Genomic DNA, 14,915 nt, shown 5'->3' with positions numbered 1-14,915 from the left:
TTTTAAAGGACAGATGATGAAATACAAAAAGTTGCTTTTTCCAATAGGAGCTGGAGACGATATCGAGCCAAGAATTTATGGTGCCCTAAAGGTTGCTCAGTGGTTTAACACACACATGGAAATTATGACTTGCCAGCTTGATCCAAGCGTAGTTTATAATATGAAAATGACGCTTCGTGGAGGAGTGCTTTTTGAAGAATTTCTAAAATCAGCTAAATCTGAACTAGCTGTAGAGCATGAAGAGAATGAGAAAATTTTTAATAAAATTTGTGCCGAACTTGGCATAAAAGTAACTAGTGAAATCATTGAAGATGTTTGCACTGCAAATTTTACTATTCACAGTGGCAAAAGAAGTGCGATAGTGGAGCAAGAGAGTAAATTTTGCGATCTAGTGGTGGCTGCTGTGCCGCTTGATGGAAAAATCACTGGCACATTTGAGTCAGCTGTTTTAAAAAGTGGTAAAAATGCGATTGTAATCCCTAGAAAAATGCGTGAGTTTAAAGCCGATAATATCCTTGTGAGCTGGACTGGCACGACGCAAAGCTCAAGGGCATTAACAGGCTCGATAGATCTTTTAAAAAAGGCGAAAAAGGTTCAGTGCATTACCTCAAAAGCAAGCCTTGGCGATAATGCTGAACTAAATCTTAAAAAGCTTGAAGAGTACTTCAAAATTCATGGCATATCAGCCACTTTTGAAGTGATCGCTACTACGATGATACCTGGTGAAGCGCTTTTAAAAGCAGCTATTGATAGAAATGCTGATCTAATCGTTGCTAGCAGATATGGTGAAAATGGTCTTATGGAAATGGTGCTTGGTGGCACTTCAAGATTTTTCTTGGAACACACAAATATCCCAGTTTATCTATAATGGATTGCGGCTTAGTCCGCGATCTAATTCTTTTTCATTTTATAGATTTTAAATTCCATTCACTCACAAGAATTGACTACTAAATTTTGGCTTCACTGACCGCTTAGCTCAAATTTTAGAGCCGAAATTACTCGTTTATAAAAATTTAAAATTTACAAGACCTTGATAGCATAGTGCGTCAGATGGCAGCGCGCTTCGTTCTTAGCCACAGACTGAAAAATATCTAAATTTTAAAGCTCCCATTAAGTTTTCATCAAGCACCTTATTAGCCAAAATTTTGTAAAATCCACTCATTAAAAAAGGATAAAAAATGAGTGAAAATTCTAGCTTTACGCACCTACATTTACACACCGAATACTCCCTACTTGACGGAGCGAACAAGATAAAAGAGCTAGCTCACGTGCTTCATGATAGAGGCGACACAGCAGCGGCGATTACTGATCACGGCAATATGTTTGGAGCGATAGATTTTTACAAGGCGATGAAAAAAGAGGGAATAAAACCGCTAATTGGCATCGAAGCTTATGTGCATAATGGCGAGCAGCTTGATGATAAGAGTACTAAGCAGCGCTTTCACCTTATACTAATCGCCAAAAACGAGACTGGCTATAAAAATTTAATGTATCTTAGCTCCATGAGCTACATCGAGGGCTTTTACTACTATCCTCGTATAAATAAGAAAATCTTAAAAGAGCACAGCGAGGGCTTGGTTTGTAGCTCTGCTTGCTTGCAGGGCGAGGTAAGCTGGCATCTAAATTTAAGCGATCGTAACGTCAAATTTGGCGCAAAGGGCTACGAGAGAGCAAAAGAGGTCGCGCTTGAGTATAAAGAAATTTTTGGAGATGACTTTTATCTTGAGATCATGCGTCACGGCATCGGCGATCAAAAACGCATTGATGATGACATTTTACGCATCGCCAAAGAGACTGGCATAAAGGTCATCGCCACAAACGATACTCACTACACTTTTAAAGAGCGAGCTGACGCGCATGAGGTTTTTATGTGTATCGCGATGAACAAAACTTTAGATGATCCAAACCGACTTCGCCACAGCGTCCATGAGTTTTTTGTAAAAAGCAAAGAGCAGATGAATGAGCTATTTTTAGATATCCCTGAAGTGATAGAAAATACCCAAGAGATCGTGGATAAGTGCAATCTTGAGATCAAGCTTGGCAACCCAACTCCGCCAAATTTTAAATTTACACTTGAGTATGCTAAAGAGAGAAATTTAACACTTCCAGAGCCTGAAAATAGATATAGCTTTAAAAACGATGCTGTTTTTTTTGAGTATGAATGTAGAAAAGGTCTTGAAGAGAGGCTAAAATTTGTCCCTGAAAATTTACATGACGAATACAAAAAGCGCCTTGAGATAGAGATTGGCATAATCAATAAAATGAATTTCCCAGGCTATATGATGATCGTTTGGGATTTCATAAATGAGGCCAAAAGTAGAGGTGTGCCAGTTGGTCCAGGACGTGGTTCTGCGGCTGGTAGCTTGGTCGCTTACTCGCTAAAGATCACTGACCTTGATCCAATCCCATACAACCTACTTTTTGAGAGATTTCTAAACCCAGAGCGTGTTAGTATGCCAGATATCGACGTGGATTTTTGTCAAAGTAGGCGTGGCGAGATTATCGACTATGTTACACAAAAATATGGAAAATTTAACGTTGCTGGCGTTATTACATTTGGTAAATTGCTTGCAAAAGGTGTTATAAGAGATGTTGCTAGGGTTTGTGATATGCCTTACGCCGAAGCCGATGCGATGGCAAAGCTAATACCTGATGAACTTGGTATTACGCTAAAAGATGCTTATGAAAAAGAGCCAAAGATAGCTGAGCTAATAAACCAAAATCCAAAGGCAGCTAAAATTTGGAAATTTGCCCTTGATCTTGAGGGGCTAAACAGAAACGCCGGTCAGCATGCAGCAGGTGTCGTTATCTCAAATGAGGAGCTGTGGAATAAAACTCCGCTATTTCGTCAGCCAAACAGCCCAGAAGATCGATATGTTACGCAGTATAGCCTTAAGTATCTTGAGGATGTGGATTTAATTAAATTCGACTTTCTTGGACTAAAAACACTAACGGTTATCGATAATGCCATAAAGCTGGTAAAACAACGAACTGGCAAGGATATCATTTGGGAGCAGATCGATAAAAACGATTCTAATGTTTATAAAATGATACAAAGCGGACAAGCGATAGGAATTTTCCAAATCGAGGGCGAGGGCATGAGAAAGCTAGGAACTAGTTTGCGTCCAGACTGCTTCGAGGATATCGTCGCGATGCTAGCGCTCTACCGTCCAGGACCGATGGAGAGTGGTATGCTTGATGACTTTGTCAAAAGAAAACATGGCGAGGCCGAGATAACCTACTCATTTAAAGAGCTTGAGCCAATCCTTGCGCCAACATACGGTGTCATCGTCTATCAAGAGCAAGTTATGCAAATCGTTCAAGCCATAGGTGGCTTTAGCCTTGGTGGAGCGGATCTTGTGCGCCGTGCGATGGGTAAAAAGATCAAAGAAGAGATGGACAGGCTAAAGGGTGAGTTTGTAAAAGGTGCTGAGGCAAAAGGGCTAAATGGACAAAAAGCAGATGATCTTTTCGAGCTAATTGTAAAATTTGCAGGATATGGCTTTAATAAATCTCACTCCGCAGCTTACGCCTACGTCACATTTCAGACGGCTTATCTTAAGGCCTATTATCCGGCTGAATTTATGGCAGCACTTCTTACAAGTGAAGAGAGCAACGTCGATAAGATCGTTCGCTATATCGATGAGATAAAACGCATAAATATAGATACTTTACCGCCATCTATCAACAAATCAACTAAAGAATTTAGCGTCGTTAAAAATGGCGATCATGACGGCATTATCTTTGGGCTTGGTGCGATTAAAGGTGTTGGTGGAGCGGCTATTGAAAACATTATCACTGAGCGTGAAGCAAATGGCGAATTTAAAAGTATGGACGACTTTGTCTCAAGGATCGATCCATTTAAAGTAAATAAAAAGGTTTTTGAAAGCCTTATAAAAGCTGGATGTTTTGATGAGTTTGGCTTTAGTCGCAAGATGCTTATGCAAAATGTAGAAAATATCATAGAAGCTTGCAAAAGTGCTGCTCAGATCCGTAAAAATGCAGTTGAGAGCTTGTTTGGCGAAGATGAGAGCATGAACGATGTGAAGATAAATTTTGTCACTATAAATGACGAATTTGACATCAAACAAATTTTAAAATTTGAGCAAGAGAGCGTTGGTATCTACCTCTCAGGCCACCCGCTTGATGATTATAAAGACGAGATCAACAAGATAAAATACACTCTAAGTTCAGAATTTGAGAGCTTGCCGCAAAGTGCAGAAATTTTAGTCGTTGGCAAGATCGAAGACTTTAGCACAAGGATAACCAAAAGTGGCAAGAAAATGGGCACTATAAATGTGCTTGATTTTCATGGAAATATCGAGATCGCAGTCTTTGAAAGAGAGCTTGGCAACATCGAAGATATAGTAAAAGATGAAGCAAAACGCGACCTGCCTTATGCTTTTAGGATAAATATCACAAAAGATGATCAATTTGTAAGGACAAATTTAAACGAGGTTTATAGCCTAGAAGATGCACAAAATCTTGATTTTAAGACAAGAAAGCTAAAACAAAACTATAAATTTAGTAAAAATGAAGAGGCGAGCGCGCCTCAAAAAGCAAGAGAATATGCCGAGCTAGAGGTACTTTTATGCCTTAGTGAGCTTAGCAAAGATAAGATCACTAACCTTTATAATCTTGGCTATAACGAACATATAAAAAGTGGTACAAACAATGATAAGCGTCTTGTTATTAAGATAAAAAATGAAAATACGGCTCAAATTTTTGTCTATAAGACAAAATTTGTTGTAAATGACAGCTTTAAAGAAAAAGCACTTCAAGCAATAGCTTGCTAAGACCTCGGTGAAGCGATGTTTTTAGATAAGCTTGGCGTAGATAAAAGTAACTGGAGCGAGCTTTTTAGCGCATGTGTTGGCAAAGCGACATTACTTCAAAAACGTGCATTTAAGCTACTTGTTGAAGGTAGCAATTGGCAGGTTGATTTTGATAGTGGTAAAATTTACTTTGATGGGCGTGAGTTTGACATGCAGTTTATTGGCTCTGAAAGCTTCTCGTCAAATACGTGGCTTTGGGGTTATGAAAATATAAATGGCTTTGATGAGCGGCTACTTGAGCTTGCAAATAAAGCACGTGCGTTTGGCGAGAAATTTGGACTTAGCGCATTTAGCACGCCACGATTTGAGCTGGATGAAAATTTTAATGGTTATACGATTAGTATGGTTCTTTGCACCGCTTTTGATGAGCAAAATTATTATAGGATAGAGTACGAGGGAGGAGCGGCGTATGTGGCTTTTAGAGCGGATGTGGTCTTTGAAGAGCCAGTGCTAGCAAATGAGATTTTGAGCGTAGTAAATGAGTGTATAAGCAGTTACGAGCTAGATCACAAAATCTTTATAAAAGGACTTTTGCTAAGCTGTGATATGAAATTTAGCGAAAGTCCTAATGAAATCGTAGCGAATAAATACGAGCTTAGCTTTAAATTTGACGAGCTAAATAGGCTCATAAATATTTCAAGTAAGCTTTAAAATTTAATACTCTTTACCACATCAGCGCCAAGTGCTAGCTTCATATGAAGAGAAAACATCTCGTGGTAAAAATCGCCATTGTGTCCTGGTATGTCATATGTTTGTGTAAGATCAAACGGCACGATAACTCTTGCTTTTTTATTGTATTCATTGGCTCGTAGTTTAAGATAACTAACACACTGATAAACGCACATATCAGTGCAATCTCCGGTAATAACAAAAGTGTCAATTTGTGGGTTTTGCTCTAAAAATTTCTCAAATTCTTTATTAAACGCAATGCTTAAAGAGTTTTTATAAAATGTCTTGAACTCTTTAAAAAAGCTTAGATTTTCTATCTCTTTTACGGTTTTTATCTCATTTGTATCAAGTATAGCATGTGGCAAAAAGTTTTCAAATTCTTTTGAATCACTGGTGTGCCTATCTTCTATAAGGATAAAATTTCTAAAGCCAAAATCTCTCCACGCTCTATCAAAAAGTGTCGCGATCCCTTTTGATAAGGCGGCTACTCTTTGACTAGCGAGCGCGCCACTGCCAGCAAATGCTTCTATCATATCAATACAGATAAATGCAACGTTTTTTGCTCCATTGTTTGAAATTTCTCTCAAATCAAGCGTTTGAAGAGATTTTTTAAAAGCCTCAAGTTCGTTTTGTATGTTCATTCTTACTCCTTTATTGGTAAATTTATGCAAAATGTTTTTGGATTTAGTGTGATCTCGATACTGCCTTTGTGAGCCTCTATGATCTGTAAGCAAAGATGTAGTCCAAGGCCGTTTCCTTTTAGCTTGCTACTTTTAAATGGCTCAAAGACTATGGCTTTATCTTTGATAGGCTCGCCACTATCATAAACGATAAATTTATGCTCACTTGGTGTTTTTTCATAGCTTAAAATAATCTCTCCTTCATCATCATCGCTCTCTTCGATGGCATCAATAGCGTTAAATAAAATATTTTGAAAGACGATGGCTAGTAGATCAAGGTCGCCCATATATTTGCCATCTGGAAATTCTAGGCTAAATTTAATATCCTTTGAATAGTCGTAAAAATTTATAGCCTCTTCGCACTCTTTTTTAAGCTGCGAAAAGTCAAAAATTTGTGCATTTATGTTAAGTCCCTTTGTAAAAAGTAGAGTGGCTTTGATTATGCGTTCGACTCGCCATGTAGCTTTTTGTATTTGATTTACGATAGGCTTTGTGCGTTCATCAGCTCTTTTAAGTAGAGTTGAAGCTAAAAGCGAGATAGAGCCTACTGGATTTCTGATCTCGTGGGCTAGGTGAGCTGCTACTTGACCCATAGAGGCAAGACGCTCGGTGCGTTTTTCTACTGTTATGTTTGTTGCAGAGATTATTAGTTTATTGTCTTTAGAGCTTGTTTTAAAAAGATAAATTTGCCCATCTACATTTATCTCGCCCTCTTTTTTTGGTATCTCTTTAAAAATTTTACCAAGTCTTACTGCTTCCGAGTTTTGTAAAAAAATCTCATCATTTTCATCTAATACCCAGATAGCATTTGGCAAAATTTCTACAATATCTTTAATGAAATTTTGCAAGTTTGCATAAGATGATGTTAAATTTTTATATTCATTTTCTATCAGATAAGTCTGCTCTATCAGGCTTTTTAAGCCAGCTTGGATATCGTGTTCGTTCATTTTAAAAGTTCCTCAAAATCGCTAATTTCATAAAGCTTTAGCCTTTCATCCTTTAAATTTCTTAGCTCGCTACTAAATCCACTCTTTGAAAAAAGAGCAATAATATCTGGCTTAATATTTAGTTTTTCGCATTTTTTTAATAGTAAATTTAGCACGTTTTTACAAACCTTTCTCTCTTTGTATTTTGCCTCGCCGACTATGATCTTGCCGCCTATATTTAATAGCATATCAAGCTCTATATTCCTGCTCCAAAAGCTACTTAAAAATATGCCATTAATCAGAAATTTTTTTGCCATGAGTTCACCGCATAAAATTTCAAATCCAAGGCTTGCATATTCGTCAAATTCCTTTTTTATAATGGCTAAAATTTCATCATTTTTACCAGCTTTTAGCAAGCTTAAATTTGGCTCTATAAATCTAAACCAAAACCTTGAAAAATGGCTATTAAAATGTATTTTATCCTCAACTTTATAGCCCCTTTCTTCTTTTTTTAGCATTTGGTTTTTTGATCTTTTTGGAAGTACTTCTCTACTTTTTTCAAGCAGTAAAAAATTCTTTTCAAAAAGCTTTGCGTAGACTTTGCTAGCTAGGCTTTGAGGTAAAATTTTATTTACGCTAAATTTTTTTCTATCGCTTCGTGCGAGTTTTATGAGGGCAGATTTTATAGCATCGTTTGTATCGGACTCGAAGTAAAATTTTGGCATTAAGGCTAAGAAATTGTTTAAAATTTCAGCCTCGATTGCTTCAAAAACATCATAATATGAGTGCTTTAAATCAAACTCATCAAAGACGAGATGAAATTTAATAAGTTCATTTATATCAAGGTGTTTCATTCGCTCAAATGTTGATTTTAAAGCTTTTATATCGGCTCCTTTATTTGGGCATTGTAGTATATTTTAGCTAAAGTATTCTATAATGCTACGCAAAAAACAAGGGTTGTGAATTGGTAAATTTAGAGCATATTAGAGAAAATATAATTTTAAAAAATGGCATTTATTATTTTGACTTTACAGCTTCAGGACTAGCTTATAAACCTATCGAAGATGAGATGGTAAAAATACTCCAAACATACGCAAATACGCACTCTATCAGCTCATCAAACGCCTATAAAACCGCTCAAACTTATGAAGATTCAAGACGTGAATTAAAAAGCTTGCTAGGACTTGATGATAGTTTTTATCTTTTTGCTTGTGGCAATGGATCTACCGGTGCGATAAAGAAATTTCAAGAAATTTTAGGAATCTATGCATCGCCAGCGCTCAAAAAAAGATATGCCCTAAAGCCAGATGAAAATTCTCCGCTCGTAGTACTTGGACCTTATGAGCATCATTCAAATGAGATAAGCTTTAGGCAAGCACTTTGTGAGGTTGAGCGTATCAGGCTTGATAAAAATGGAGGGATCGACTTTAATCATTTGGAGCAAATTTTAAGGATAAATGTCGGTCGTGAGATCATCGCAACTTTTAGTGTGGCTTCAAATGTGACTGGGGTTTTGAGCGACTACCGCAAAATTTATACTCTTATAAAATCTTATGGTGGCATTGTGGCATTTGATGCTGCAAGTTTTAGCGCTTATGGAAATATTGATTGTGACTATTTTGATGTTCTTTTTTTATCTCCTCATAAATTGCTCGGTGGAGTTGGAAGTTGTGGGCTTCTTGCTATAAAAAAGATACTTGCAAACTCAGATGAGCCGACATTTGCTGGTGGTGGAACAGTAAGTTATGTCAGCAAAAACTACGCTATATTTGTAAAAGATAGTGAGCAGCTAGAGGAGGCCGGCACTCCGCCTATTTTAGGGCTTATAAGGGCAAATTTGGCTTATAGGCTAAGAAATGAGATAGGATTTGAGGCAATATATGAAAACGAGAGCGAGCTTGGAGAGTATTTGGAAAAAAGACTAGCAGAAATTCCTGAGCTTACCTGCTATCATCCAAATAACATAAAGCGTTTGCCGATATTTTCTTTTAATGTGACTGGTGTTTCGCCTTATGAATTAGCCAAAGTTTTAAGCAAAGAATATGGCATTCAAACGCGTGCAGGATGTTCTTGCGCTGGGCCATATGGACATGATCTGCTTCATTTAAAAGAAGATGCACTTTTTACTCATAAGCCAGGCTGGGTAAGGGCTGGCCTCCACTATACGCATACGCTAAAGGACGTGGATTATTTAGTAGATGCATTAAAAAATAGCATTAAGAAGTATTCAAGTATTTGGAAAGTCGATGATCCTTTTAGTGTTGATAAAATTTCAGGTTGTATGGGAGATAGATGAAAAATATATTAATCATTGCAGGAAGTGATAGTGTTGGTGGCGCTGGCGTGCAGGCTGATATTAAGACATGTGAGGCATTTTCTTGCTACGCAGCGACAGCTATTACGGCTCTTACGGCACAAAATACAAATGGCGTTAGCAATATCTTTGCTACAAATGTTACAAATCTAAATGAACAGATCAAAATGGTAGACGAGGAGCTAAACATAGATGCCATAAAGGTTGGTATGCTTTTTAATAAAGAGCTTATATCTTGCGTTGGTTCTTGGCTTGAAAAATTTCATAAGCAAGGCATTAAAATAGTAATAGACCCAGTTTGCGTAGCAAAATCAGGCTCAAAGCTTCTTGAGGATGATGCGATAGCAAGCTTAAAAGAGCTTTTTAAATTCGCAGACATTATTACGCCAAATATCGATGAAGCCAAAGTTTTGGAACTTGATAGCAAAAATTTACCTTGCGATATGATCTTAAAGCGAAGCATGGTTGCAGAAATTTGTGAAGATACTCTTTTTAAAAAAAATGGTGACGTGCTTAAATTTAAAGAGCCACTAATAAAACCAGAGATCATGCACGGGGCTGGATGTAGTTTTGCAAGTGCGCTGGCCTGCTTGCTAGCAAATGGACACACAAAAGAAGAGGCTATAAAACTAGCCAAAAAATATATTTTAAATGCTATTAAAAATGCAATTACGACAAAATTTGGCAAACGTCTACTAAATCATAAAGTTGGCATAAGTGATTGAAATTTACGCGATTAGCGACGATGTGTTGATGCCTGAAAATTTAGCCTTGCAATACACTAAAGAAATTTTAGAGTGTGGGGTGAAATTTTTTCAATTTCGCTCTAAAAAAATACCCAAAGATGAGAGGCTAGCCGGTGAAATTTTCAACCTATGCGAAAAATTTGGAGCAAGATTTATCGTAAATGATGATATTTTATTTGCTGCTCATATAGGGGCAAAGTCCGTGCATTTGGGAAAAGATGATGCGAGTATAAAAGAAGCGTTTGAAATTTTAGGAGATGATGCTTACGTGGGAGTTAGCTGCTATGATAGCTTGGAGCTTGCCCTTAGGGCAAAACAAAATGGTGCTAGATATGTGGCTTTTGGAGCAATGTTTAAAAGCCCAACAAAACCAAATGCGCCACTTTGCAAGGCTCAAACTATATCACAAGCAAAAGAAATGGGAATGAAAGTGTGTGTTATAGGAGGCATAAACTCTAGTAACATTGCAAGTGTCGCTAGAGTAAAGCCAGACATGATCGCCTTAATATCCGCTATCTATAAAGATGGCATGATAAAGAAAAATATAGAAAATTTACAAAGAAATTTATTGCTTTAAAAGATACTTGTTTTGCAAGATTTTTTATGAAAATTTAATTATAATCCCTGCTTTAAATAAAAGGAAAACATTGCTAAATATCGATGAAGTAAGAAAAAATATCATTTTAAAAGAGGGCCTTTACTATTTTGACTACACGGCTTCAGGTCTTGCTTATAAGCCCATTGAAGATGAAATTTTAAAATTTTTAAAAACCTACGCAAACACTCACTCAGATAGTAGTTCAAGCGCGGTATTAACGCAAAAATGCTATGAAAATGCAAGAGCTGAGCTAAAAAGCTTATTAGGCCTTGATGATAGTTTTTATCTTATTGCGACTGGTCAAGGAGCAACGGCTGCGATAAAGAAATTTCAGGAGATAGTGGGAATTTATATCTCACCAGCTACAAGAGCTTTGGTCGGCGAAGCAAATTTAAGAAATTTAAACTTGCCATTAGCGATCATTGGCCCTTATGAGCATCACTCTGTTGAAGTTAGCTTAAGAGAAGGGCTTTGTGATATAAAACGTATAGAGCTTGATGAAAACAATGAGATAGATTATGCGATGCTTGAGAATACATTAAAGCAAAATGCAAAAAGAAAGATAATAGCTAGCTTTAGTGCCGCCTCAAACGTCACTGGCATTAAAACTGATTATAAAAAAATTTACTCGCTGATTAAAAAATATAATGGCATTTTAGCACTTGACGTGGCCACTCTTAGCGCTTATGAAAATGTTGATTGCAGATATTTTGACGCGTTATTTCTATCGCCTCACAAGCTGCTTGGTGGAGTTGGGAGTTGTGGGCTTTTGGCTATCAAAAAAGAGCTTTGTAAAAATTTGCCTACATTTGCAGCAGGAGGCACAGTCAAGTACGTAAGCAGGACATCACATGTTTTTACTAATGAAGTTGAAAATTTAGAAGAGGGTGGCACGCCACCGATAATACAGCTAATACGTGCAAATTTAGCCTACAAGCTAAGAAATGAGATCGGGCTTAATAAGATAAAAGAGGCTGAATGTGAGCTAGGCGAGATGTTTTGTAAAGAACTAGAAAAGATAGATGAGGTGATAAATTATTGTCCTGAAAATTTAGACAGATTGCCTATTTTTGCATTTAATGTAAAAGGCATTTTGCCTTATGATTTTGCTGCTAGTTTAAGTAGCGAATTTGGCATCCAAACACGTGCAGGCTGTGATTGCGCTGGGCCGTATGGACATGATTTGCTTAATCTAAAAGATAATACCATTTTTGACGCAAAGCCTGGTTGGGTACGTGTTAGCATTCACTACACACATACAAAAGAGGATATAAAGTATCTTATAAATGCTATAAAATCTTGCATCAAAAAACACAAAGAAATATAGAGTAAAAACTATAAGCTTGATACTTGCAGAGAAAATTTTAGAAGTGAATTTTTATAAAGCTATAAGTTCTATCAAATCTAAAAGTTAGCAAATTTTGCAAAATTCCAAAAAGTACCATAAATGTAACAAAGCTGCTTCCACCGTAACTAAAAAATGGCAGTGGCACGCCCACAACTGGTGCAAAACCGATCGTCATCGAGACATTTACACCCACATAAACGAAAATAAGTGCAGCAATCCCCGTGGTGGTAACTTGTGTAAAATAGTCATTTTTTAGGCCGTAATTTAAACTTAAAAGATGTGTTATAAGCGCCCCATAAAGCCCAAGCAGAAACAATCCACCATAAAAGCCAAAACGCTCGATATTGTAGGCAAAGATAAAGTCGCTAGTGGCGATTGGTAAAAATTTAAAGTGCGTCTGCGTCGCCTCATCTTTTGGCTTGCCTTTTAGTCCGCCGCTGCCTATGGCGATGATACTTTGTTTGACGTGATAGCTTGGCTCTTCAGCTATGAAATCGTGAATCCTCTTTTTTTGATAGTCATGTAAATTTTCATACAAAACCGGTGCCAAAAAGCCTATCGCAAGGATGATAGTGATCCAAATTTTCTTATTTACGCCGATGACAAAAAGAATAGTGTAGCCAACTATCAGAAGTATGAGTGCAGTGCCAAGATCAGGCTCTTTCATGATGAGCACAAATGGTAAAAGTATATAAAAACTAAGTCTTAAAAAATCTTTTACTCTGTATCCATTAGCTTCTGGAGGACGCTGTTTAATGAGATAGGCTAGCATCAGCAAAAATGCTGGCTTCATGAGCTCCGAGGGCTGAAGTGTGAAGTGAACGAAAGGAATTTCTAGCCAGCGCCTAGCTCCTAGTTTGCTAACGCCAAAGAGATCGACACTTAAAAGTAGCACGATACAGACCCAGTAAAACATCGGAATGATCCAGTCGATACGTCTAATGGGCAGTAAAAATGCTACACAAAACGATGCAAAACCTATACCAAAATACACAAGCTGTTTGTTTGCTAAAATGTCGTTTGCTTCGGAAACTAGGATGTATGAAATTATGATAATTGGGATTATTAAAAACGGCTGAATAAAATCAAAATGTGTTAAAATACGCCGATCTAGTTTTATCAAGAAGCAAACCTTAATTTTTGGGCTAGATTATATCACAAACAAGGCTTTGATTTTGGTTAAATTTAACGTTTTAAACAGCTCAAGACTCGACATAGCAGTAGCACATGAGCTTCAAATTTCACGTAATCAAGCTTTAAATTTGATAAAAGACTCCCTTGTAAGCGTAAATTTAAAACCAATCTCAAAACCAAGCTTTTTGTTAAGTGAAAACGATGAAATTTGCGTAAATTTTGCCCCAAAAAAAGAGATACAAAACGAGTATGAAGTAAATTTTGATATCCCAATCATCTACGAAGATGACGATCTCATAGTGCTAAACAAGCCCCCACAAATCGTCGTTCATCAAGCTCCAAGTGTAAAAGAGGCGACACTTGTTGAATGGCTAAATAAAAAGGGCTTTATGCTCTCAAATTTAAATGGCGACGTAAGAGCTGGCATCGTCCACCGACTAGATAAAGGTACTAGCGGTGCTATAGTCGTTGCTAAAAATAACTTTGCTCACGCAAAACTTAGTGAGCAGCTAAGTGATAAGAGTATGGGACGAATTTATCTAGCGCTAACCGACCTGCCATTAAAAGAGGATGTCATCATCGATAAGCCAATCGGTAGAAATCCAAATAACCGCCTAAAAAAGGCGATTGTCGCAGATGCTAAATTTGCAAAAAGCGCTTTTGTAAATTTGCTAAGCGAAAATGGCATAAATTTAATAGTAGCAAAACTTTTCACAGGTAGGACTCATCAGATAAGAGTGCACCTATCTAGCATAAACCGCCATATTTTAGGCGATGATTTATACGGATTTAAGAGCCAAGGCGATAAAATAAGCAGGGTTATGCTTCACGCTTATATGCTCTATTTTATCCATCCAAGAACTGGCAAAAGGGTAGAATTTACCGCAAAAACGTATGATGACTTTAACCAGATAATTTACAAAAAAATTCCCAAGGAGATTTTTGATGAAAAAATTTGCCCTACGCATATTGACACCATTTTTAGCAGCTTTTTTAGCGGGATGCGGCTCTAGCGTACCGACTCAGCAAAGCATGTCACTACCTACGATTACAAGTTTAAAAACTATTTCAGATATGACAGAAGTTGGCTTCGAGTGGAATCCAGTGACCGATGAGAGCGTTGTTGGATACTATCTCTACCGCTCAAATCCAAATGATGCGAACTCAAAAATGCAACTAGTTGCAAACATAAAAGACCGTTTTGCAACGCACTACGTGGATCGCAACCTAGCTCCAGAGACAACTTACTCGTACCAAATGAGAACCTACTCAAGTAACGCCATCTCTCAACCGGGCACGATCGCAACAGCAACTACAAAGCCACTGCTTGGCTCAGTACCGTTTTCGCAAGCTATCACAGGGCTTCCAGGACGTGTGAAAGTGATCTGGAGACCACATCCTGATAGCACAGTGGCAAGCTATATCATTCAAAGAAGCGATGCAGGAGCTAATAAATTTAGCCAAATCGCAGAGGTAAATGGCAGACTAAATGCCGAATATATCGACACAGAGGTAAAACCTGGCAAGTCTTATGAGTATAGAATTTTAGTTAAAACTTCTTCAGGCGTTGTCTCAAAACCAAGCCAAAACATAAGTGCAACGACAAAGGAGTTACCCTAAATCAGTAACGAATCTTCAGGCAACAAAAAATGCACCAAAAAAGAT

The 14,915-nt window shown here is 37.4% G+C and carries 13 protein-coding genes; 9 read left to right on the top strand and 4 right to left on the bottom strand.

Going from position 1 to position 14,915, the window contains the following annotated elements:
• Positions 1-16: 16 nt before the first annotated feature.
• The 3 genes from ATCC51562_RS07470 (at position 17) to ATCC51562_RS07455 (ending at position 5,486) form a co-directional block, all read left to right on the top strand.
• Positions 17-868 carry a universal stress protein gene (locus tag ATCC51562_RS07470; RefSeq protein ID WP_021091781.1) on the top strand — a complete coding sequence of 284 codons (852 nt, stop codon included), beginning with the start codon at positions 17-19 and terminating at the stop codon, positions 866-868.
• A gap of 310 nt (positions 869-1,178) precedes the next feature.
• Positions 1,179-4,796 (top strand): DNA polymerase III subunit alpha, encoded by a 3,618-nt coding sequence (dnaE, locus tag ATCC51562_RS07460; RefSeq protein ID WP_021091676.1) that lies wholly within the window; start codon positions 1,179-1,181, stop codon positions 4,794-4,796.
• A gap of 15 nt (positions 4,797-4,811) precedes the next feature.
• Positions 4,812-5,486, top strand: a complete 675-nt coding sequence (locus ATCC51562_RS07455) for a DUF6882 domain-containing protein (protein WP_021091829.1) — start codon at positions 4,812-4,814, stop codon at positions 5,484-5,486.
• Here ATCC51562_RS07455 and ATCC51562_RS07450 read toward each other — a convergent pair.
• From ATCC51562_RS07450 to ATCC51562_RS07440, 3 genes are read right to left on the bottom strand one after another with little or no spacing between them, the layout of a single operon-like run.
• Complete coding sequence (locus ATCC51562_RS07450; RefSeq protein ID WP_021091613.1) at positions 5,483-6,145, bottom strand: cysteine hydrolase family protein; 663 nt, start codon at positions 6,143-6,145, stop codon at positions 5,483-5,485. The two genes, ATCC51562_RS07455 and ATCC51562_RS07450, sit on opposite strands and share 4 nt — an antisense overlap.
• A gap of 2 nt (positions 6,146-6,147) precedes the next feature.
• Positions 6,148-7,131, bottom strand: coding sequence for a sensor histidine kinase (locus tag ATCC51562_RS07445; RefSeq protein ID WP_021091858.1), 984 nt, complete (start codon positions 7,129-7,131; stop codon positions 6,148-6,150).
• Entirely contained in the window at positions 7,128-7,964 is an 837-nt protein-coding gene (locus ATCC51562_RS07440) for a DUF234 domain-containing protein (protein ID WP_021091619.1), read from the bottom strand. The genes ATCC51562_RS07445 and ATCC51562_RS07440 overlap by 4 nt, the downstream gene beginning before the upstream one ends.
• 110 nt (positions 7,965-8,074) lie before the next feature.
• Here ATCC51562_RS07440 and ATCC51562_RS07435 point away from each other — a divergent pair, with 110 nt between their 5' ends.
• The 4 genes from ATCC51562_RS07435 to ATCC51562_RS07420 all read left to right on the top strand — a co-directional run bounded on the left by ATCC51562_RS07435 (position 8,075) and on the right by ATCC51562_RS07420 (position 12,095).
• Complete coding sequence (locus tag ATCC51562_RS07435; RefSeq protein WP_021091626.1) at positions 8,075-9,406, top strand: aminotransferase class V-fold PLP-dependent enzyme; 1,332 nt, start codon at positions 8,075-8,077, stop codon at positions 9,404-9,406.
• Complete coding sequence (locus ATCC51562_RS07430; RefSeq protein WP_021091693.1) at positions 9,403-10,149, top strand: hydroxymethylpyrimidine/phosphomethylpyrimidine kinase; 747 nt, start codon at positions 9,403-9,405, stop codon at positions 10,147-10,149. The genes ATCC51562_RS07435 and ATCC51562_RS07430 overlap by 4 nt, the downstream gene beginning before the upstream one ends.
• Positions 10,142-10,747: a thiamine phosphate synthase gene (gene thiE / locus ATCC51562_RS07425; RefSeq protein ID WP_021091631.1), complete on the top strand. Its 606-nt coding sequence runs from the start codon at positions 10,142-10,144 to the stop codon at positions 10,745-10,747. Before ATCC51562_RS07430 ends, thiE begins: the two co-directional genes overlap by 8 nt.
• A gap of 70 nt (positions 10,748-10,817) precedes the next feature.
• Complete coding sequence (locus ATCC51562_RS07420) at positions 10,818-12,095, top strand: aminotransferase class V-fold PLP-dependent enzyme (protein ID WP_021091803.1); 1,278 nt, start codon at positions 10,818-10,820, stop codon at positions 12,093-12,095.
• Positions 12,096-12,132: 37 nt separating this feature from the next.
• On the opposite strand, the gene ATCC51562_RS07415 is transcribed toward ATCC51562_RS07420, so the two are convergent.
• On the bottom strand, positions 12,133-13,239 hold the full coding sequence (locus ATCC51562_RS07415) for an FtsW/RodA/SpoVE family cell cycle protein (RefSeq protein WP_035167567.1): 1,107 nt from the start codon (positions 13,237-13,239) through the stop codon (positions 12,133-12,135).
• A gap of 52 nt (positions 13,240-13,291) precedes the next feature.
• On the opposite strand from ATCC51562_RS07415, the gene ATCC51562_RS07410 reads away from it, so the two are divergent.
• Positions 13,292-14,263, top strand: coding sequence for an RluA family pseudouridine synthase (locus ATCC51562_RS07410; protein ID WP_021091567.1), 972 nt, complete (start codon positions 13,292-13,294; stop codon positions 14,261-14,263).
• Positions 14,196-14,870, top strand: coding sequence for a fibronectin type III domain-containing protein (locus ATCC51562_RS07405; protein ID WP_200862432.1), 675 nt, complete (start codon positions 14,196-14,198; stop codon positions 14,868-14,870). Before ATCC51562_RS07410 ends, ATCC51562_RS07405 begins: the two co-directional genes overlap by 68 nt.
• Positions 14,871-14,915: the final 45 nt, after the last annotated feature.

The organism is Campylobacter concisus ATCC 51562, assembly GCF_000466745.1.
GTDB lineage: Bacteria > Campylobacterota > Campylobacteria > Campylobacterales > Campylobacteraceae > Campylobacter_A > Campylobacter_A concisus_B.
This window is presented reverse-complemented; position numbering and strand designations above follow the sequence as displayed.